Below are 18,801 nucleotides of genomic sequence, written 5' to 3' on the forward strand. Positions count from 1 at the left end.
CTCGGCGACCCCGGGGAGGCCTCAGACCCCCGGCCCCGTGGGCGTCGCCCTCCGCAGCAGCCCGCGGATCGCCCGTACGGCCGCTTCCGCGTCGTCCACGGTCACCGTGAACGTCCGCCCGTCGCCGAGCCGCAGCACCAGCCCCTCGCCGCGCCGGACGACGACCGCCGTGCCCTTCTCGGGGCGCCAGCGGTAACCCCAGCCGCCCCACTGGCGCGGGGTGACGGAGGGCTCGAAGTCGGCGCCGACCACGTGGGAGAGCGGGATGCGGCGGCGCGGCACGCCGATGTGGCCGCAGCGGACCTCCATGGCGTCGTCGTCGACGCGGACCGCGACGTGCACGAAGGCGAGGGTGCCGAAGAGGACGAGGACGCCCACCGCGACGCAGCCGATGACGGCCATCAGCAGGGGGGCGATGCCGGAGGTCCAGGGGGACTCGACGGCCAGGGTGATGCCGAGCGCCATGAAGGCGGCCCCGGCGACGGCCGGCAGCCACTGCAGCCGGTTGGTCGCCCGGCCGGTCCAGACCGGGGGCGCGGGCCCCTCGGGGCCCTGGTGCGAGGAGTGCTCCCTCATGGTGACAGCCTACGGACGTTCCGTTGCCCCGGCGCCTCGGGCGCGGCATCCGGGTCGCGCTCAGCGCGCGGCGGCGGCCGCCTCCAGGAAGCGCCCCTGCGGGTAGGCGAGGGCCGCGGCCGGCAGCGCGCCGGTGCGGCCGCTCAGGAGCACGGTCAGGGTGCCCGTCGGAGCCGCCGTCGGGTCGGCCTCGGCCCCGATGCGCCGGAGTGCCTGACTGGCCACTGCCCCCGCGGAGCCGTGCAAAACGACCGGCGGCAGCTCGGCACGGTCGAGGGCGGCCAGGATCTGCTCGTCGACGAGCTCGTAGTGGGTGCAGCCGAGCACGACGGCCCGGACGTCGCGGGGCGTCAGCGCGGCGGCGGCGGCGACGGCCCGCCGTACGCCCTCGGCGTCGTCGTGCTCGACGGCGTCGGCGAGGCCTGGGCAGGGCACCTCGGTGACCTCGGCGCCCTCGGCGAAGTCGCGGATGAGCCCGCGCTGGTAGGGGCTGCCGGTGGTGGCGGGGGTCGCCCAGATCGCGACCTTGCCGCCGCCGACGGCGGCGGGCTTGATCGCGGGCACGGTGCCGATCACGGGGATCCGGGGCTCCAGCGCCGCGCGGAGCGCGGGCAGGGCGTGGACGGTCGCCGTGTTGCAGCCGACGATCAGCGCCTCGGGCTCGTGGGCGGCGGCGGCCCGGGCCACGGCCAGCGCCCGGCCGGTGAGGTCCTCGGTGGTGCGCGGGCCCCAGGGCATGCCGTCGGGGTCGCAGGAGAGCACCAGGTCCGCGTCGGGCCGCATGCGGCGAACCGCGACCGCTGCCGGGAGCAGGCCGATTCCGGAGTCCATGAGCGCGATCTTCACCCGGTCACCCTAGCCGACCACCCTTGCATCCCCGGCAATCTGGGGCAGACTGCGGCGAATGAGCCCGCTTGCCTGGATCGCGATCGCTTCCCTGGCCGTCTGGGCCTGGCTGCTGCTCGGCCAGGGATTCTTCTGGCGCACGGACCAGCGCCTGCCGGTGCCCCCGCGCGTCCCCGAGGCGTGGCCGCGGGTCGTGGTCGTCGTACCGGCCCGCGACGAGGCGGAGGTGCTGCCGCTGAGCCTGCCCTCGCTGCTCGCCCAGGACTATCCGGGTCAGGCGGAGGTGATCCTGGTGGACGACGGGAGCACCGACGGCACCGGGCGGCTGGCCGAGGAGCTGGCGGCCCGGCAGGCGGGCCTGGCGCTGACCGTGGTCTCGCCCGGCGAGCCCGAGCCGGGCTGGACGGGGAAGCTGTGGGCGCTGCGGCACGGGACGGCGCTCGCGCAGGCGCGCGGGCCGGAGTTCCTGCTCCTGACGGACGCGGACATCGCGCACGAGCCGGACAGTCTGCGGCTGCTCGTCATGGCGGCGACGGGGCACGACCTGGATCTGGTGTCGCAGATGGCCCGGCTGCGGGTGGCGAGCCCCTGGGAGCGGCTGATCGTCCCGGCCTTCGTCTACTTCTTCTGCCAGCTGTATCCGTTCCGCTGGATCAACCGGCGCCGCCCCCTGGCGACGGCGGCCGCGGGCGGCTGTGTGCTGCTGCGGACGGAGACGGCCAAGCGGGCCGGGGTGCCGGAGGCGATCCGGCAGGCGGTCATCGACGACGTGTCGCTGGCGCGGGCGGTGCGGGGCGTGGGCGGGCGGATCTGGCTGGGGCTCGCGGACCGGGTGGACAGCATCCGCCCGTACCCGCGCCTGGGCGACCTGTGGCGGATGGTCTCGCGCAGCGCGTACGCGCAGCTCCGGCACAGCCCGCCGCTGCTCGCCGGGACGGTCGCGGGTCTCGCCCTGGTTTATCTGGCGCCGCCCGCGACGCTGCTGGCCGGGCTGTTCGCCGAGGACGCCCCGGCGGCGTGGGCGGGCGGGGCGGCCTGGGCGGTGATGGCCTTCACGTACCTGCCGATGCTCCGCTATTACCGGCAGCCGTTCTGGCTCGGGCCACTGCTCCCGTTCACCGCACTCCTCTATTTGTTGATGACGGTGGACTCCGCGGTGCAGCACTACCGGGGGCGGGGGGCGGCGTGGAAGGGGAGGACTTACGCCCGGCCGACGAAATCCGCGCCGCAGCGCGCTTTTCCCGACACACGGAGTAATGACGGAACGCCGCCGCGGGACCCGCGCCATTAAACGCGCACGCGAGACGGCCCGCGAACGGTCCCGGAACCTCTTTGTCGCCGCCGGTTTTCTTTACGTCAACCTGACACCGGACCCACCGGTAACCCCTCCTCAGCTTGGGGTTTACAAGATCCATACGCGACTGGGCGTCCGTTTTTGTCACGTTCGATCGCATTGGGGATCGGCGGCCTCTCAGAACCCGTCAACCAACCGTCATTCCGGGCTCCCCATAGGGCACATCGTGGGCTTACCTTATGAGCCATGACCTCCCCGCGCTCCACCTACGGAGGCGGTTACTACACCGCGCCGTCGTTCCCCGACACCCCGATCTACGACTCCCTCGTCGCAGAGCGGGGCACGCCTCAGATCGCCCCGATCCGAGTGCCCTCCGTGTACGACACCCCCAGCGGCTTCTCCGGAAGCAGCGGCTACCTGCCGGCCCTGCCCGCGGCCCTGCCCGCCCTCCCGGCGGCCCCCGCCCCGCAGCAGCCCGCCCCGTCCTACGGCGGCCACGGCGGCGCGTACGGCTACCCCCAGCCCACGCCGCAGATGGCCCCCGTGCCGCTGCACCACGCCCCCGCCCCGTACATCCCGCAGCAGCCCGTCACCCCGCGCGGCTACCCGAGCCCCCAGGCACCGCAGCAGCCGCGCCCCACGGCCGGCGGGTACGAGGCGATGCGTCCGGCCGCCCCCCGGCCGATGCCGACGCCCGCCGCGTACGAGGACCCGTACAACCGCCCCTACCAGGGCCGCGGGTACTGATCTCGGAAGCGGGCGGAACGACTGGCAGGATGGCGGCATGCCGATTCCTGTCTTGCGCTCCGTCCACGTCCATCCGGTCAAGGCACTGCGCGGGTTCTCCCCCGCGCGGGCGGAGGTCGAGCCATGGGGACTGGCCGGCGACCGCCGCTGGACCGTGGTGGACACCACGGGCAAGGTCGTGACCCAACGCCAGCACGCGCGGCTGGCGTTGGCCTCGGCCGCCCTGCTGCCGGACGGCGGTGTCACGCTGTCCGCGCCTGGTGCCGACACGCTCACGGTCGGGGTGCCGAAGCCCCGGCGGGAAGCGGACACGATCACGACGGAGATCTTCGGCACCCTGGTGGAGGCCGTCCCCGCCGACCCCGCGGCGGACGCCTGGTTCAGCGCCTACCTGGACAGCGAGGTCCGCCTCGTCCACATGGACGACCCGGCCCGCCGGCGCCCCGTCGACCCGGAGGTCGCGCTGCCCGGCGAGACCGTCAGCTTCGCCGACGGCTTCCCGCTGCTCGCCACCACCACCTCCTCGCTCGACGCCCTCAACTCCCTCATCGCCCAGGGCGACCACGCCGACGAGGGCCCCCTGCCGATGAACCGGTTCCGGCCGAACGTCGTCATCGACGGCACCGCCCCCTGGGCCGAGGACGGCTGGCGTCGCCTCGCCATCGGCGAGGTCACCTTCCGGGTCGCCAAGTCCTGCGGCCGCTGCGTGGTCACCACCACCGACCAGGAGACCGCCGAGCGCGGCAAGGAGCCGCTGCGCACCCTGGCCCGGCACCGCAGGGACGGCAGCCGGCTGATCTTCGGGCAGAACCTGATCCCCGAGCGGCGGGGCGTCATCAAGGCCGGAGACCCGGTCGAGATCCTGGACTGACCCGCCGACCGGTACGCGTCACTCTTCCGTGCTCGACAGGCGCGGAACCCTCCCCCGGGTCACACTCGTTGGAAGAACGGACAACGAGGGGGTGCGGAGCGTGCGTGCAGCCATCGGACTCTGGCGCTGGCGGCGCAATCCCCTGCGCCGGACCACCGACGTGATAGAGGCCTGGGTCGCCTTCACGGCGGCCGTTCTGCTGTGCCTCGCGGTGCCCGCGGCCGGGGTGGCCGCGGGCCTCTCGGCGAACACCTCGCTCCAGCGCGCGGTCCGCGCCCAGTACCAGGAGCGTGTGCCGACCGTCGCCCGGGTGGTGCGGACCGCCGAGGAGGGAGCCGGGCAGCGGACCGCCGAGGCCTCCGGCGAGCAGCGGCTCAGACCCGCCGTGGTGGCCGAGTGGACCGCCCCGGACGGCAGCTCCCGGACGGGCACGGTCCACACCACCCGGCAGCACGCGCGCCCCGGCGACGCCTTCCCGCTGTGGACCGACCGGTCAGGACGGGTCGTGCCCGCCCCGATGCACCCGGAGACCGCGCGGGCGCACGCCCTCATCGCGGGCCTGACCGTGGCGCTCCTCGGCGGCCTGCTCGTGGAGACCGCCCGACGTCTGGTCGTACAGCGGCTGGTACGGCGGCGGTACGCGCGTCTCGACCGCGCCTGGGCCCAGGCCGGTCCCGACTGGGGCCGTACGGGGACGGGCAGCTGACCCGTCAACTCCGCGGCGCCGCGCGCGCTACGGTGGGGCATCGGAGCAGCGTCGGCGCACGAGGCGGGGGCAGAGCACACCCATGGCACAGGGCACGGTCCAGGTGACGCACACCGGCACGTCGCGATGGCGGCGCCGCACGGGCGAGTACGCCTCCCTCGCCGCCGCCCTGGAGGCCGCGGGCGACGGCGACACCCTCACCGTGGCCCCCGGCACCTACCGGGAGAACCTGGTGATCCAGCGGTCCGTCACCCTGCGCGGCGGGGACGGCGGCTCGGTGCGGATCGCGCCGGCCGACGGGGTCCCGCTGACCGTACGGGCCTCGGCCACGCTGCGGGACCTGCACGTCGAGGGGCAGGACGCGGCGGCGCCCGCGCTGCTCGTCGAGGACGGCACGCCGGAACTGCTGGACCTGCGCATCAGCACCCGCTCCGCCGCCGGCATCGAGGTGCGCGGCGCGGCCCGCCCCACCGTCCGCCGCTGCACCGTGGACAACCCGGCGGGCGTCGGCATCGCCGTGCTCGACGGCGCCGGCGGGGTGTTCGAGGAGTGCGAGGTCGTCGCCGCCGGCCAGTCCGGGGTCTCCGTGCGCGGCGGCGCCCACCCCCGACTCGAACGCTGCCGGGTGCACCACGCCTCGGGCGCCGGCATCGCCGTCAACGGCGAGGGCAGCGGCCTGGAGGCGCTCGGCTGCGAGGTGTACGAGATCAAGGGCACCGGCCTGCAGATCGCCTCCCGCGCCACGGCGCACATCGCCGACTCCACCGTGCACCGGACCTCCGCCGACGGCATCACCCTCGACACGGACGCCGTGCTCACGCTCTCCGACTGCGACATCCACGACATCCCCGAGAACGCCGTGGACCTGCGGTCGCGTTCGGTCCTCACGCTGACCCGCTCGACGGTGCGCCGGTTCGGGCGCAACGGCCTGTCGGTGTGGGACCCGGGGACCCGCGTGGACGCCAACCAGTGCGAGATCCACGACAGCACCGGCGACTACCCCGCGGTCTGGGTGAGCGACGGGGCGACCGCCGTGCTCGACTCCTGCCGGGTCCACGACGTGCCCGACGCCCTGTTCGTCCTCGACCGCGGCTCGCGCGCCGACGTCGTCGACAGCGACCTGTCCCAGGTGCGCAACACGGCCGTGTCGGTCAGCGACGGCGCCACCGCGCAGCTCGACGACTGCCGCATCCGCGAGGCGGCCACGGGCGCCTGGTTCCGCGACCACGGCAGCGGCGGCACGCTCGGCGGCTGCACCATCGACGCCGTGCAGACTGGGGTCATCGTCACCAAGGGCGCCGACCCGACGATCGAGCGCTGCACGGTCACCTCACCCGCCGAGGCCGGGTTCTACGTCTCGGCCGAGGGCCGCGGCTCCTTCCTCGGCTGCCGGGTGACGGGCAGCGGCGGCTACGGCTTCCACATCATGGACGGCTGCCGGACCACCCTGCGCAAGTGCCGTACGGAGCGGTGCGCGCGCGGTGGTTACGAGTTCCCGGAGGAGGGGCCGGTCGTCGAGGACTGCACCAGTGACGAGAGCCAGCTGCGGACGCCCGTGGCGCCGGACGCCGGCCCCGTCCTGACGGCGACGCGGACCGGCGGGCTGCTCGGCACCGTACCGGCGGCCCGCGCCCCGGTCGCCCCGCCCGTGGAGGAGCCGCCCGCGCCGGTGGAGGCGCGCTCCTCGCACGAGGTGCTGGGCGAACTGGACACGCTGGTCGGCCTGGAGAGCGTCAAGCACGAGGTGCGGACCCTCACCAACATGATCGAGGTGGGCCGCCGACGCCAGGAGGCCGGCCTGAAGGTGGTGTCCGCGCGCCGCCACCTCGTCTTCACCGGCAACCCGGGCACGGGCAAGACGACGGTGGCCCGGCTGTACGGCGAGATCCTCGCCTCGCTCGGCGTGCTCGAACGCGGGCACCTCGTGGAGGTCTCCCGGGTCGATCTGGTCGGCGAGCACATCGGCTCGACCGCGCTGCGCACCCAGGAGGCCTTCGACCGGGCCCGCGGCGGGGTGCTGTTCGTCGACGAGGCGTACGCGCTGTCCCCCGAGGACTCGGGGCGGGACTTCGGCCGCGAGGCGATCGACACGCTGGTGAAGCTGATGGAGGACCACCGGGACGCGGTCGTGGTGATCGCCGCCGGGTACACGGCGGAGATGGAGCGCTTCCTCACCGTCAACCCCGGTGTGGCGTCCCGCTTCTCACGGACCATCACCTTCAGCGACTACGCGCCCGAGGAACTGCTGCGGATCGTGGAGCAGCAGGCGGAGGACCACGAGTACCGGCTCGCCCAGGGTGCCGGGGAAGCGCTGATGAAGTACTTCACCGAGCTGCCCAAGGGGCCGGCCTTCGGCAACGGGCGTACGGCGCGGCAGACCTTCGAGTCGATGGTCGAGCGGCATGCCGGACGGGTCGCCGCGCTCGCCGAGGCGAGCACGGACGACCTGACCCTGCTCTACCCGGAGGACCTTCCAGAGCTGCCCTGACCCGGGCTCGCCTGGCTCCCCGGACCTTCATGACCCGGGCCGGCCAGCCCCGGACTCCCCGGACTCCCCTGGCCCGCCGGGGCGTTGCCCCGCTGGCGGGGCAGGGCGGGCGGCAGCCGGTCGAGGAGTGCGGCGCGCGCGGCGGCGAACTCGGGGTCGGCCTGGTAGTCGGAGTGCCCCAGGATCGGTTCGGGCAGCGGGTGTTCGCGGGTGCGCCCGTACACGACGGGGTCGAGCAGCACCGGGTGGTCGACGGCCGGCCGGTCGCCCTCCGCCGGGACCCGCACCGGCCCGCCGATCGGGTCGGTCGCCCGGTACAGGTTGCTCCAGCAGTGCACCGTGCGGTGCAGCCCGCGCAGGGCCTCGGGGCCGAAGTAGGCGGGGAACCAGCGCCCGTAGAGGCGCTCCAGGGGGGAGCCGTAGGTCAGCAGCGCGACCCGGCCGCGGGTGGCCGGCGGCAGCTGCCAGACGGCGGCGGCCGCCAGGACGCTCCCCTGGGAGTGGCCGGAGATGACGAGCCGGCCGCCGGTGCGCCGGGTCCAGGAGCTCATCCGCCAGGTGAGGTCGGGCACGGCCCGCTCGGCGTAGCAGGGCGGTGCGAACGGGTGCGCGGCGCGCGGCCAGAAGGTGCCGACGTCCCACAGGATGCCGATCGTGCGCCGCGCGGAGGGGTCCTTGTAGGCGCGCCTGCCCCAGGTGACGAAGAGCAGGAAGCCGAAACCGATCATCCAGGAGCCGAGGGCCTGGGCGGCGGTGGCGGCCGAGGCGACCGCCGGGTGGGCACCGTCGAAGGCGCGGCCTGGCACGTTGCCGCTGGCCCAGGCTCCGGCCACGGAGGCGGCGCCGAGGAGCAGGGTGGCTCCGGAGATGACACCGATGAGGTTCGGCGCGGAGTCGGTGAGGGCGGCGCGGGCCCGGCCGGCGGCGATCTGGCCGGTACGGACGGGGTCGGGGTCCTCGGAGGCGTAGTCGGCCTCGACGGGGGCGCGCAGCGAGCGGGCGGCGAGCGCCGTGCGGGCGACGAGGACGGCGCCGGGGACCAGGAGCAGCAGGAGCAGGACGGGGATGACGGAGGCCTGCCAGCTGAGCAGGACCGGCGGCCCGGTGATGAACCCCTCGCCCGTGCCGGGGGTGCCGTTGCCGTCGAGCCAGTCGGCGACCCGCTGGGCGACGCCGCCGGACATGACCCCGCCGAGGGCGCAGGCGAGCATCGCGACGGCGGGGCCGCCGAGCCCGTACAGGGCGGTGCGCGGGTCGCGGCGCGGGCGGCACAGGAGCAGGGCGACCACGCCGAGTCCGACGACGAGCGCGCCCTGGGCGAGGGTGAGGGTGCCGAAGACGACGTCGCCCGGCAGGGTGCCGGTGGAGACCCAGCCGGGGCGTGACCAGCCGGTGTGCAGGGCGGTGAGCGCGAGCAGCAGCAGGGCGGTGGCGGGCAGCCAGGAGACGAGGGCGCCTTCGATCCGCAGGTCGAGGCGGTTCTCGCTGCGTCCCCGGCGGCAGATCACCACCACGACGACGAGCGCGAGGATCACGAGGGCGCCGCGCACGACCAGGCCGAGCGCCCCGAGGAGGCCGCCGGGGGCGTCGTGCCGGGCGGCCGCCCCGGCGAGGACGACGGCGACGGTGAGGAAGCCGGCGGCGGTGTGCGCGGCACGCAGCCGGGCGACGAGCCGGCGCCCGTACCAGAAGCCGGGGCGGCCGAGTGCGGGCCGCAGTGCGGTGGGGGTGGCGGCGTCGGCGGCCTCGGTGTCGGAGGCGGGCGGCTGGGCGGGGCCGGGGTCGGTCTCGTACCCCGTGGGCGGGCGCTGGGCCTCGTACGCGCTCCAGGTGCGGTTGGACAGGTACCAGAGCAGTCCGACGAGCGCGGCGGGGACGACGGCGGCGAGGGCGAGCCGACGGCCGGGTTGGGACCACCAGCCGCCGCGCTCGGCGGAGAGGAAGCCGAGCCAGGAGCGCTGCGCGGCGCAGGCGCCGGAGCCGGCGCACTGCCAGGCGGTCAGGTCGAGGGCGACCTCGCAGGCGGCGGCGGTGAGCAGGACGGTGAGGGTGAGCGCGACGAGCCGGACCAGGACGCCGTAGAGGCGTACGAGGCGGGCGTGGCCCTGGGTGGGCGGGCGCATCCAGTGGGCGAGGTTGGCGACCATGAACGGCAGGAGCAGCAGCCACAGGGCGCGCGCTCCGTTGCCGGAGGTGAGGTTGGACCAGCAGTAGGCCTCGGGTACGGGGCGTTCGGCGTAGCGCTCGGGGTGGTCCTCGGCGTCGAGATCGTCCCTGCGGCGGTACATCGCGGCCGTCCGGTCGCCGGTGACCCGTGCGACGCGCGGGTCGTCCAGCATGTCGGCCGCGGTGGTTCCGCCCACGCCGTGGACGAGCAGTTCGAGCGCCGCACCTCCGCTCTTCGGGTCAGGTGTGGCAGGGGACACTTCGGTGACTCGCTCTCTGAGTGGGAGGATTCGACGGCGGCATCAGGATCGCGGACGGCCGGGCTCCTCGGCACGGCCCTTCCGGATTCCGACACCCCTTCTCCTCTTCTTCCCTATTCCCTGCGGAAAGGACCGGCCCCGGCGGATGAGTGACAATCAGAACCTCCTCGCGGAACAGCGGCGCGCCCTGATTCTCGACGAGGTGCGGCGGCGCGGAGGCGTCCGGGTCAACGAGCTGACCCGCCGTCTCAACGTCTCCGACATGACGGTCCGCCGGGACCTGGACGCGCTGGCCCGGCAGGGTGTGGTCGCGAAGGTGCACGGCGGGGCGGTGCCGGTGGTCGAGGCGAGCAGCCACGAGCCGGGGTTCGAGGCGAAGTCGGCGCTGGAGCTCGGCGCCAAGGAGGAGATCGCCCGGGCGGCGGCCGCGATGGTGCGGCCGGGGACGGCGATCGCCCTCTCCGGCGGTACGACCACGTTCGCGCTGGCCCGGCATCTGCTGGACGTGCCGGACCTGACGGTGGTGACCAACTCGGTGCGGGTCGCGGACGTCTTCTACGAGGCGCAGCACTCGGGTTCCGGCGGGGAGGCCCGGCCGGGGGCGGCGACGGTGGTGCTGACCGGCGGGGTGCGCACGCCCTCGGACGCGCTGGTGGGGCCGGTGGCCGACCAGGCGATCCGTTCGCTCCACTTCGACGCGCTGTTCCTCGGGGTGCACGGCATCTCGGTGGAGGCCGGCCTGTCGACGCCGAACCTGGCGGAGGCCGAGACCAACCGGCGGCTCGTGGGGGCGGCCCGGCGCGTGGTGGTCGTCGCGGATCACACCAAGTGGGGGACGGTGGGGCTGAGCTCCTTCGCGACGCTGGACGAGGTGGACACCCTGGTCACGGACCGGGGCCTGTCGGCGGAGGTGCGCGAGGAGATGGCGGAGCGTCTGCCGGGGCTCGTGGTGGCGGGCGAGGAGCCGGAGTGAGCGCGCGGCCGGGCCGGGTGGGACCCGGATGAGCCGGTTCCGGATCGAGCGGACCGTGGCGTTGCCGCCCGCCGAGGTGTGGCGGCGGCTGACGGACTGGCCGGCGCACGGCGCGCAGGTCCCGTTCACGCGGACGACGGTGCTCACGGCGGGACCGAACGCGGTGGGCACCCGGTTCACGGCGCGGACCGGCCTCGGACGGCTCGCCTTCGACGACCCGATGGAGGTCGTGGTCCTCGAACCGCCCGCGCCGGGCCGTACGGGAGTGTGCCGGCTGGTGAAGCTGGGGCGGGTGGTGCTGGGCTCGGCCTCGTTCGAGGTGTCGGGCGTGGCCGATGCGTCCGGCGTGGCCGGGGCCGGTGCGTCGGGCGTGGCCGGTGCGTCGGGCGGGTCCGTGGGCAGCCGGGTGGTGTGGGTGGAGGAGCTGCGGCTGCGCGGGGTGCCGGCCGCCTTCGATCCCGTACTGGCCCTCGCGGGACGGGTGTTGTTCGGCCGGGCACTGGACGGACTACTGCGGAACTGACGGGTTGTCAGCTACGGTGGGGGGTCCGGATCCGCGAACGGTGCGGGATCCGGACCCAGGACCCGCCCGACGGGAGGTACGGCCCATGGCACGCCGACTGAGGCCGGTGGAGCTCGACTTCGCCGCATCCGCGCCGCTGCGCCTGGTGTTCACCACCGGACTCGCCGCCCCGCCCGCGGCGGTGTACCGGTCGCTGGCCGTCGAACTGGCCAGCACACCCGCGTGGTTCGGCGCCGTCACGTCCGCCACGCCGACCCATGGCGGTGCGGGGCGGACGGTCCGGCTGAAGGGCGGGGTGGAGTTCCGCGAGACGATCCTGGCGACCGACCCGGCCGCCCGCTACGCGTACCGGGTCGACGAGACCAACGTCCCCGGGCTGTCCGCCCTCCTGGAGGAGTGGGTCCTCTCCCCCACGGCGGACGGCACCCGGGTCCGCTGGACCATGGCCGTCGACGGGAACGGCCCCTGCCGGGTGGCGATGCGACTGGCCCGGCCGGGCGTCGGCAAGTCCTTCCGGGACGCGATGCGCAACCTGGAGCGGAGGCTTACTCCGGCCAGACACCCGTCGCCAGGAAGCGCTCGACCGTAGCCTCGTACGGCGCGATGTCGAGGCCCTGCTCGGCCAGCCAGGCGTCCGAGTAGTACTTGTCGAGGTAGCGCTCGCCCGGGTCGCAGATCAGGGTGACGACGCTGCCGGTGCGCTTCTCCGCGACCATCTGGGCGATGATCTTGAACGCGCTCCACAGGCCGGTGCCGGTGGAACCGCCGGCCTTGCGCCCTATCGCCGTCTCCAGGGCGCGGACGGCGGCGACGCTCGCCGCGTCGGGCACCTTCATCATGCGGTCGATGGCGCCGGGCACGAAGCTGGGCTCCATCCGGGGCCGGCCGATGCCCTCGATCCGCGAGCCGCAGTCGGAGCTGGCCTCCGGGTCGTGGTGGGTCCAGCCGTCGAAGAAACAGGAGTTCTCCGGGTCGGCGACACACACCCGGGTGTCGTGCTGCATGTAGTGCACATAGCGGGCGATGGTCGCCGAGGTGCCGCCGGTACCGGCGGTGGCGACGATCCAGGCGGGCTCCGGGTAGCGCTCCAGCTTGAGCTGCTGGTAGATCGACTCCGCGATGTTGTTGTTGCCCCGCCAGTCGGTGGCCCGCTCCGCGTACGTGAACTGGTCCATGTAGTGGCCTCCGGTGCGCTCGGCGAGCTCGGCGGCCTCGTCGTACATCGTGCGCGAGTCGTCGACGAAGTGGCACTGCCCGCCGTGGAACTCGATCAGACGGCACTTCTCGGGGCTGGTGGTGCGCGGCATCACGGCGATGAAGGGGACGCCGATCAGCTTGGCGAAGTACGCCTCGGAGACGGCGGTCGAACCGCTGGAGGCCTCGATGACGGGCGCGCCGGGGCGGATCCAGCCGTTGCACAGGCCGTAGAGGAAGAGCGAGCGCGCCAGGCGGTGCTTGAGGCTGCCGGTGGGGTGGGTCGACTCGTCCTTGAGGTAGAGGTCGATGCCCCAGCTCTCGGGGAGCGGGAAACGCAGCAGGTGGGTGTCGGCCGAGCGGTTGGCGTCGGCGTGGACCTTGCGCACGGCCTCCTTGAGCCACGACCGGTAACCGGGGTCGCTGCGGTCGACGTCGATGGTGGCCATGGCACTGCGCGCGATGGCGTCGATGCTGGTCATGTGCGCCTCTTCTCATGGATGTGCAACGGTGCCCCACTGACCGACAATACCGCTCTCACCTGGGCAAACGTTCCCTTTGAGAGTCCATAGGAGTGGCTTGCAGGCACCCGCGCGAAAGCGTTCGGGCCGCTGTCGCGAAAGGCCTGCTGGTGCGGGGCGCGGGGGCCCGGCACACTGGGGTGGGGGTTGCCTGCGCGAAGGGGGCGGAGCGAGATGACGGAACCCGATTTCACGGCCACCGGGGTACGGATCGACCGCTGGCCCAGGTCACTGACCCGCGCGGGCGAGGTCCGTGTCGAGGACGGGCGGCTCTCCCTCCTGACCAGCTACGGCAGCGAGATCGACAGCGCGCCGGTGGACAAGGTCAGGGCGGGCAGGCCCTGGTTCGCGAGGCCCGACGAGGCGGTCGCGACGGTGAACGGCACCCGCTACCGGATCTCCGGCATGTCGGACTCGGGCTCCGGACGGCTGCTCGAAGTCCTCAAGAAGACCGGTCCGCGCCCCTGACCTGCGGCGAGTCGCCGCGAGTTGCGGCTCGGTCACCACTGGTTCAGGCTGGAACCACCTCACCGAGGGTTTACCGGCGGTGACGCTGCGAGCCGGCCCACCGCCCTGCTACACCGCATGACAGATCCGAACCTCCGTCTTCTTCCGGACCTAATTTCGGGGAGTCGCAGCCGTGATCAGCGAGCCCAGCAGGTACTGCACGGTGGAGCTCCAGGCCCTGCCGCCGCGGATCGGTCAGGTCCGCAGAATCGTTTCGGCGCATCTGCGCCACTGGCAGCTCGACGCATTGATCGACCTTGCCGCGCTCGGCGTCACCGAGCTCCTGACCAACGTCCACCGGCACGCCCAGCCGGACAAGACATGCACCGTCGAGGTCGCGCTCCTGCTCGACCGTCTCACGGTCTCCGTCCGCGACCACGATCCACGGATACCGGACCTCACCGAACGCTGCGATACGGACGCCGAGTTCGCCACCTCGGGGCGCGGACTCGCCATCATCGAGGCGATGAGCGAGAGCTGGGGCGTGCGACCGCACGGCGATTCGGGGAAGGTCGTCTGGTTCACGCTCCAGGCACCGCCGTCGCCGGTGGCGGAGACGCCACGGTCCGATGTGGTGTACGGGGCGACGACGGCGGGGCCGCTGGAGGCGGCGGCGCTGGTGCGGTGAGTCCTGGATCCCATATCCAGTAGCCGATGTCCGATAGCCGATATCCGGGGCGTTGGATCCAGTGCCCCGGGTATCGGCCCTTGGATAGCGGACGGCCGGATGTCGGATATTGGGTAGTGGATCCGACGCCCCGACGCCCCGTCACTCCGTCGCGATCGCCCGCAGGATGTCCAGGCGGGCGGCCCGTCGGGCCGGGCGCCAGGCGGCGGTGGCTCCCGCGGCGAGGCCGATGGCGGCTACGGTCGCGAGCTGGGTCGGCGGGAGCGCGAAGACGAAGGCGCTGTCGGATGCGCCGTCGGAGGCGCGGACCAGGACCCAGCCGAGGAAGCCGCCGAGGAGCAGGCCACCGGCCGTGCCGAAGGCGGCGATCAGGACGGACTCCCAGCGGACCATGGCCCGCAGTTGGGAGCGGGTCTGACCGACGGCCCGGAGCAGGCCCAGTTCGCGGGTGCGCTCGTGGACGGCGAGGGTCAGCGTGTTGGCGATCCCCAGCAGGGCGATCAGCACCGCGAGCGCGAGCAGCGCGTAGACGAGGGTCAGCATCATGTCGATGCCGGCCGCCGACGACTCCGCGTACGCGTCCCTGGTCTGCACCTCCGGGTCGCCGTACCGCGCCGCGACCCGTTCCACCGCCGCCTTGCCCTCGTCCGTGGAGACGCCGTCCTTGAAGGTGACGGCCACCAACCGGTCGGCGTCCTGGGTGCGGTGCGGGGCCCAGGCGGCGCGGGTGAGGACGTAGTCGCCGGCGAGTTCGGACTGCTGGTACACGGCCTTGACGGTGAAGGTCCGCCGGGTGCCGTCGGCGAAGGCCAGCTGGACCGTGCGCCCCGGCGCCAGGCCGTACCGGTCGGCTTCGGAGGACGCGACGGCGAGGCCGTCCGTGCCGAGCCCGTCCAGGGAGCCCCGTACGGTCCCGAGGTCGAACGTGCGGGCCAGCGCCGCCGGGTCGGTGACGGTGAGCGCCCGGCCGCGGCCGTCGACCTCCGCCACGCCCCGGCCGAGCCCGACCGCGGTCTCGACCTGCGGCAGCGCGGCCACGGCAGGCCCGAGCCGCGGGCTCAGGCCGCTGCCGCCCGCCCCGAAGGACGGCGCGCTGACGGCCACGTCGCCGGCGAAGGAGTGCGAGACGGTCCGGTCCATGGTCGCCTTGAGCGAGGCCCCGAAGACCGTGAAGAGCGAGACGACGGCGACGCCGATCATGAGCGCCGTGGCGGTGGCGGCGGTCCGCCGGGGGCTGCGCAGCGCGTTGCGTCGCGCGAGTCCCCGGTTGGCGCCGCGCAGGGGGCCGCCGAGGATCCGTACCGCGTACGAGGAGGCCGGCGGGCCCAGGACGACGAACGCGGCGAGGGCGAGCACCGCCCCGGTCCCCGCGAGCCACAGCGACGGCGTGCCGAGCACGCCGACGAGGACCAGGCCCACGGCCAGGGCGAGGAGTCCGGCTCCCGTGGCCGCACGGGTGCGGGAGGCGGCGGAGTCGTCCACGGCCGTCTCGCGGAGCGCGGCGAGCGGCGCGGTGCGCCCGGCCCGTACGGCGGGCAGCAGGGCGGAGCCGACGCAGACGGCGAGCCCGACGGCGAACGGCAGGGCGAGGGACAGTCCCTTGACCACCAGGTCCCCTTCGGGGAAGGGGAAGCCGATCGCCGGGAAGAGGGCCTGGAGCCCTGCGGCCACGCCGATGCCGCCCAGGAGTCCGGCCCCGGAGGCGAGGACGGCGACGGCGACGGCCTCGGTGAGGGTCATCGCGACGACCTGGCGACGGGCGGCGCCGAGGGCGCGCAGCAGCGCGTTCTCGCGGGTCCGCTGGGCGACGACGATCGCGAAGGTGTTGTGGATGGAGAACACCGAGACCAGCAGGGCGACCCCGCTGAACACCAGCAGGAAGGTCGTGAACAGGGTGAGGAAGCGGCCGGAGACGGACGCGTTGCTCTCGTCGGTGGCCTGCTGCCCGGTGAGGGCCTCGACTCCCTTGGGGAGTACGGGGTTCAGGGCGTCGACCAGTTCCCGCTGGGAGATCCCGGGACCGGCCCGGACGAGGATGTCGGAGGCGTCCCCGGCCTTCGGGGTGAGGTACTTCTCGGCGTCCGCGCGGGTCAGTCCGGTGTAGGTGACCTGGCCCATGCCGTCTGCGCCGCCGAAGGTGGCGAGGCCGACGACGGTGACGCGCACCGGGTCGGGGGTGCGCAGCACGGTGGTGGAGCCGAGCGTCAGCCCGCCGGCTTTCGCCGCGCCGCGGTTGACGACGGCCTCGCCGCTCTTCTGCGGGGCGCGGCCCTCGGCGAGGGCGTACGGATTGAGTTGTGGATCCTGGATCCAATATCCAGCGAGGGTGGGCGGCCCCTGGCCGCCGATCGGCTTGCCGTCGGCGCCGACGAGCTGCCCAGCCCCCTCGATGCGCGGCACGGCGGCGGCGACGCCCGGAACCTGGGCGATGCTGTCGGCGAGCGCGGCGTCCACCGGGCGGCGGGTGCCCTGCGCCTCGCCGGCGACGGTCACGACGCTCGCGCTGCGGACCACGGCGTCCGTGCCGCGGTTGGCGTCGGCGAACAGGGTGTCGAAGCTGGCGCGCAGGGTGTCGCCCATGACGAGCGTGCCGGTGAGGAAGGCGACGCCGAGCAGCACGGCGGCGAAGGTGCCCAGGAAGCGGCGCCGGTGGGCGCGGAGGGAGGAGAGGCTCAGACGCAGGGTGGTCATGACACCGCTCCCCTCCGGTCGAAGGACTTCATCCGGTCCAGGACGACATCGGATGTCGGATATTGGATCCGATCGACAAGCCGCCCGTCGGCCAGGAACACGACCTCGTCCGCGTGGGCGGCGGCCACCGGATCATGGGTGACCATGACGACCGTCCGACCGGTGCGCCGGACCGTGTCCCCCAGCAGCCGCAGCACCTCCTCGCCCGAACGCGAGTCGAGGTTGCCGGTGGGTTCGTCGGCGAAGACGACGTCCGGGTCCCCGGCGAAGGCCCGGGCGACGGCGACGCGCTGCTGCTGTCCCCCGGAGAGCTCGCCAGGCCGGTGACGGAGCCGGTCGCGCAGCCCCACGGCGTCGATCAGCGCGTCGAGCCGGGCCCGGTCCGGGGTGGTTCCCGCGAGGTCCAGGGGCAGCGTGATGTTCTCGGCGACGGTGAGGGTCGGCAGCAGGTTGAAGGCCTGGAAGACGAAGCCGATCCGCTCCCGCCGCAGCAGCGTGAGGCGCCGGTCGTCGAGGGCGGACAGGTCGGTGTCGCCGATCAGGGCGGAGCCGGAGGTGAGCGTGTCGAGACCGGCGGCGCAGTGCATCAGCGTGGACTTGCCGGAGCCCGAGGGGCCCATGATCGCGGTGAAGCGCCCGGCCGGGAAGTCGACGCTCACCCCGTCCAGGGCCCTGACCTCGGTGTCTCCGACGCCGTACACCTTGACCGCGTCGACGACGCGGGCCGCGGCCGGGCTCGGGGCCTTCGTATCGGTCGTGGCGGTCATGACCGTCGCCCCTTCTCCCCGGCGGCGCGCCCGAACTGCTCCTCCAGGACGGTCAGCCGCCGCCAGTACTCGTCCTCGTCGATCTCACCGGCAGCGAACCGGTGCCCCAGCAGCGCGATCGGCGACCGCTCGTCGACACGCGGGGCCCAGGGGCCACGGTGGCGGCGCGGGCCGAAGCGGCGCAGGACGGTCACGACGGTGACGATCACCGCGGCCCAGACGAGTGGGAAGAAGAGGACCCATGGGCCGGGGCCCGCATAGGCGAGGGTGTTCATCGTGCTCAGCTCCTCGTGTGGTCGATGCTTCGAGCCTCGCCCCGGGACCCCCTCCGAGTCGTCGTACGCCCAGCGGCTTCGCCCGTACCCCACGGGGAGTACCGAAGCCCCCCACCCCTGCTCCCGCGCCTCTCCCACCCCACCTCTCGACTCTGTACCTACTGGTATGTACAGTCGGATCATGAGTGCGAGCACCTCCGAGCGACTGATCGAGGCCACCCGCGAACTCCTCTGGGAGCGCGGTTACGTCGGCACGAGCCCCAAGGCGATCCAGCAGGCCGCCGGAGCGGGGCAGGGCAGCATGTACCACCACTTCACCGGCAAGCCCGACCTCGCGCTCGCCGCGATCCGGCGCACCGCCGAGGAGCTGCGGCGGGCGGCCGGACGGGTCCTGGACGGCGAGGGTTCGGCGTACGCGCGCATCGAGGCGTATCTGCTGCGCGAGCGCGACGTGTTGCGCGGCTGCCCGGTGGGGCGGCTGACCATGGACCCGGACGTCGTGGCGGACGCGGCGCTGCGGGCGCCGGTCGACGAGACGCTGGACTGGCTGCGCGGACGGCTCGCCGAGGTCGTCCAGGAGGGCTTGGACAGCGGCGAGTTGACCGGCCCGCTGCGCCCGGACGAGGTGGCCGCGACGGTCGTCGCGACGGTGCAGGGCGGCTACGTCCTGGCCCGCGCCTCGGGCTCCCCCGCCGCCTTCGACGCGGCGGTGCGCGGCCTGCTCACGCTGCTGTCCCCCCGTACCCACTGAGCCGAGGAGCGAGTCCC

General features: G+C 73.9%; 18 protein-coding genes. 11 read left to right on the forward strand and 7 right to left on the reverse strand.

Translation table 11 applies throughout. The features are described from left to right. Positions 1 to 21: 21 nt before the first annotated feature. Entirely contained in the window at positions 22 to 576 is a 555-nt protein-coding gene (locus ACZ3ZE_RS13570; RefSeq protein ID WP_361173868.1) for a hypothetical protein, read from the reverse strand. Positions 577 to 636: 60 nt separating this feature from the next. After that, complete coding sequence (locus ACZ3ZE_RS13575) at positions 637 to 1,422, reverse strand: glutamate racemase (RefSeq protein WP_361173863.1); 786 nt, start codon at positions 1,420 to 1,422, stop codon at positions 637 to 639. Positions 1,423 to 1,480: 58 nt separating this feature from the next. Here ACZ3ZE_RS13575 and ACZ3ZE_RS13580 point away from each other — a divergent pair, with 58 nt between their 5' ends. From ACZ3ZE_RS13580 to ACZ3ZE_RS13600, 5 genes are all read left to right on the forward strand, one after another. Beyond that, a complete protein-coding gene (locus ACZ3ZE_RS13580; RefSeq protein ID WP_442304171.1) occupies positions 1,481 to 2,713 on the forward strand; it encodes a glycosyltransferase in 1,233 nt (410 codons plus the stop codon). A 249-nt stretch (positions 2,714 to 2,962) separates the two neighbouring features. Next, positions 2,963 to 3,463, forward strand: coding sequence for a DUF6643 family protein (locus ACZ3ZE_RS13585; RefSeq protein WP_467259092.1), 501 nt, complete (start codon positions 2,963 to 2,965; stop codon positions 3,461 to 3,463). 37 nt (positions 3,464 to 3,500) lie between these two features. After that, complete coding sequence (locus tag ACZ3ZE_RS13590) at positions 3,501 to 4,334, forward strand: MOSC domain-containing protein (protein WP_467259095.1); 834 nt, start codon at positions 3,501 to 3,503, stop codon at positions 4,332 to 4,334. 100 nt (positions 4,335 to 4,434) lie between these two features. Beyond that, on the forward strand, positions 4,435 to 5,040 hold the full coding sequence (locus ACZ3ZE_RS13595; protein ID WP_361173851.1) for an Rv1733c family protein: 606 nt from the start codon (positions 4,435 to 4,437) through the stop codon (positions 5,038 to 5,040). Between the two features lie 82 nt (positions 5,041 to 5,122). Further along, the gene (locus tag ACZ3ZE_RS13600) at positions 5,123 to 7,528 is read left to right on the forward strand and encodes a right-handed parallel beta-helix repeat-containing protein (protein ID WP_467259098.1); all 2,406 of its coding nucleotides are present in this window, start codon (positions 5,123 to 5,125) and stop codon (positions 7,526 to 7,528) included. Here ACZ3ZE_RS13600 and ACZ3ZE_RS13605 read toward each other — a convergent pair. Continuing rightward, a complete protein-coding gene (locus ACZ3ZE_RS13605; protein WP_363291496.1) occupies positions 7,498 to 9,954 on the reverse strand; it encodes a hypothetical protein in 2,457 nt (818 codons plus the stop codon). The genes ACZ3ZE_RS13600 and ACZ3ZE_RS13605 overlap by 31 nt on opposite strands. Before the next feature lie 145 nt (positions 9,955 to 10,099). On the opposite strand from ACZ3ZE_RS13605, the gene ACZ3ZE_RS13610 reads away from it, so the two are divergent. The 3 genes from ACZ3ZE_RS13610 to ACZ3ZE_RS13620 all read left to right on the forward strand — a co-directional run bounded on the left by ACZ3ZE_RS13610 (position 10,100) and on the right by ACZ3ZE_RS13620 (position 12,039). After that, positions 10,100 to 10,927, forward strand: coding sequence for a DeoR/GlpR family DNA-binding transcription regulator (locus ACZ3ZE_RS13610; RefSeq protein ID WP_361173842.1), 828 nt, complete (start codon positions 10,100 to 10,102; stop codon positions 10,925 to 10,927). A gap of 28 nt (positions 10,928 to 10,955) precedes the next feature. Next, positions 10,956 to 11,450 (forward strand): SRPBCC family protein, encoded by a 495-nt coding sequence (locus tag ACZ3ZE_RS13615; RefSeq protein ID WP_467259101.1) that lies wholly within the window; start codon positions 10,956 to 10,958, stop codon positions 11,448 to 11,450. Between the two features lie 85 nt (positions 11,451 to 11,535). Further along, positions 11,536 to 12,039 (forward strand): SRPBCC family protein, encoded by a 504-nt coding sequence (locus tag ACZ3ZE_RS13620; RefSeq protein ID WP_361173836.1) that lies wholly within the window; start codon positions 11,536 to 11,538, stop codon positions 12,037 to 12,039. Here ACZ3ZE_RS13620 and cds1 read toward each other — a convergent pair. Next, positions 11,996 to 13,126: an L-cysteine desulfhydrase Cds1 gene (cds1, locus tag ACZ3ZE_RS13625; RefSeq protein ID WP_361173833.1), complete on the reverse strand. Its 1,131-nt coding sequence runs from the start codon at positions 13,124 to 13,126 to the stop codon at positions 11,996 to 11,998. The two genes, ACZ3ZE_RS13620 and cds1, sit on opposite strands and share 44 nt — an antisense overlap. 213 nt (positions 13,127 to 13,339) lie before the next feature. Here cds1 and ACZ3ZE_RS13630 point away from each other — a divergent pair, with 213 nt between their 5' ends. Together ACZ3ZE_RS13630 and ACZ3ZE_RS13635 are read left to right on the forward strand one after the other, a co-directional pair. Continuing rightward, positions 13,340 to 13,633, forward strand: coding sequence for a hypothetical protein (locus tag ACZ3ZE_RS13630; protein WP_361173830.1), 294 nt, complete (start codon positions 13,340 to 13,342; stop codon positions 13,631 to 13,633). Positions 13,634 to 13,805: 172 nt separating this feature from the next. Continuing rightward, the gene (locus ACZ3ZE_RS13635) at positions 13,806 to 14,300 is read left to right on the forward strand and encodes an ATP-binding protein (RefSeq protein WP_361173827.1); all 495 of its coding nucleotides are present in this window, start codon (positions 13,806 to 13,808) and stop codon (positions 14,298 to 14,300) included. Between the two features lie 141 nt (positions 14,301 to 14,441). On the opposite strand, the gene ACZ3ZE_RS13640 is transcribed toward ACZ3ZE_RS13635, so the two are convergent. From ACZ3ZE_RS13640 to ACZ3ZE_RS13650, 3 genes are read right to left on the reverse strand one after another with little or no spacing between them, the layout of a single operon-like run. Then, positions 14,442 to 16,991 (reverse strand): ABC transporter permease, encoded by a 2,550-nt coding sequence (locus ACZ3ZE_RS13640; protein ID WP_467259104.1) that lies wholly within the window; start codon positions 16,989 to 16,991, stop codon positions 14,442 to 14,444. Beyond that, positions 16,988 to 17,758 (reverse strand): ABC transporter ATP-binding protein, encoded by a 771-nt coding sequence (locus ACZ3ZE_RS13645; protein ID WP_361173821.1) that lies wholly within the window; start codon positions 17,756 to 17,758, stop codon positions 16,988 to 16,990. Before ACZ3ZE_RS13645 ends, ACZ3ZE_RS13640 begins: the two co-directional genes overlap by 4 nt. Further along, the gene (locus ACZ3ZE_RS13650) at positions 17,755 to 18,033 is read right to left on the reverse strand and encodes an SHOCT domain-containing protein (protein ID WP_361173818.1); all 279 of its coding nucleotides are present in this window, start codon (positions 18,031 to 18,033) and stop codon (positions 17,755 to 17,757) included. The genes ACZ3ZE_RS13645 and ACZ3ZE_RS13650 overlap by 4 nt, the downstream gene beginning before the upstream one ends. Before the next feature lie 166 nt (positions 18,034 to 18,199). On the opposite strand from ACZ3ZE_RS13650, the gene ACZ3ZE_RS13655 reads away from it, so the two are divergent. Next, positions 18,200 to 18,784, forward strand: coding sequence for a TetR/AcrR family transcriptional regulator (locus tag ACZ3ZE_RS13655; RefSeq protein WP_361173815.1), 585 nt, complete (start codon positions 18,200 to 18,202; stop codon positions 18,782 to 18,784). The last annotated feature ends 17 nt before the right edge of the window (positions 18,785 to 18,801 follow it).

It is taken from the genome of Streptomyces sp. NPDC023157, from assembly GCF_055560575.1.

Coding starts and splice junctions, on each gene's coding strand:
- ACZ3ZE_RS13570 (WP_361173868.1), bottom strand. CDS start 576: ATGAGGGAGCACTCCTCGCACCAGGGCCCCGAGGGGCCCGCGCCCCCG.
- ACZ3ZE_RS13580 (WP_442304171.1), top strand. CDS start 1,481: ATGAGCCCGCTTGCCTGGATCGCGATCGCTTCCCTGGCCGTCTGGGCC.
- ACZ3ZE_RS13585 (WP_467259092.1), top strand. CDS start 2,963: ATGACCTCCCCGCGCTCCACCTACGGAGGCGGTTACTACACCGCGCCG.
- ACZ3ZE_RS13590 (WP_467259095.1), top strand. CDS start 3,501: ATGCCGATTCCTGTCTTGCGCTCCGTCCACGTCCATCCGGTCAAGGCA.
- ACZ3ZE_RS13600 (WP_467259098.1), top strand. CDS start 5,123: ATGGCACAGGGCACGGTCCAGGTGACGCACACCGGCACGTCGCGATGG.
- ACZ3ZE_RS13610 (WP_361173842.1), top strand. CDS start 10,100: ATGAGTGACAATCAGAACCTCCTCGCGGAACAGCGGCGCGCCCTGATT.
- ACZ3ZE_RS13615 (WP_467259101.1), top strand. CDS start 10,956: ATGAGCCGGTTCCGGATCGAGCGGACCGTGGCGTTGCCGCCCGCCGAG.
- ACZ3ZE_RS13620 (WP_361173836.1), top strand. CDS start 11,536: ATGGCACGCCGACTGAGGCCGGTGGAGCTCGACTTCGCCGCATCCGCG.
- cds1 (WP_361173833.1), bottom strand. CDS start 13,126: ATGACCAGCATCGACGCCATCGCGCGCAGTGCCATGGCCACCATCGAC.
- ACZ3ZE_RS13630 (WP_361173830.1), top strand. CDS start 13,340: ATGACGGAACCCGATTTCACGGCCACCGGGGTACGGATCGACCGCTGG.
- ACZ3ZE_RS13640 (WP_467259104.1), bottom strand. CDS start 16,991: ATGACCACCCTGCGTCTGAGCCTCTCCTCCCTCCGCGCCCACCGGCGC.
- ACZ3ZE_RS13645 (WP_361173821.1), bottom strand. CDS start 17,758: ATGACCGCCACGACCGATACGAAGGCCCCGAGCCCGGCCGCGGCCCGC.
- ACZ3ZE_RS13650 (WP_361173818.1), bottom strand. CDS start 18,033: ATGAACACCCTCGCCTATGCGGGCCCCGGCCCATGGGTCCTCTTCTTC.
- ACZ3ZE_RS13655 (WP_361173815.1), top strand. CDS start 18,200: ATGTACAGTCGGATCATGAGTGCGAGCACCTCCGAGCGACTGATCGAG.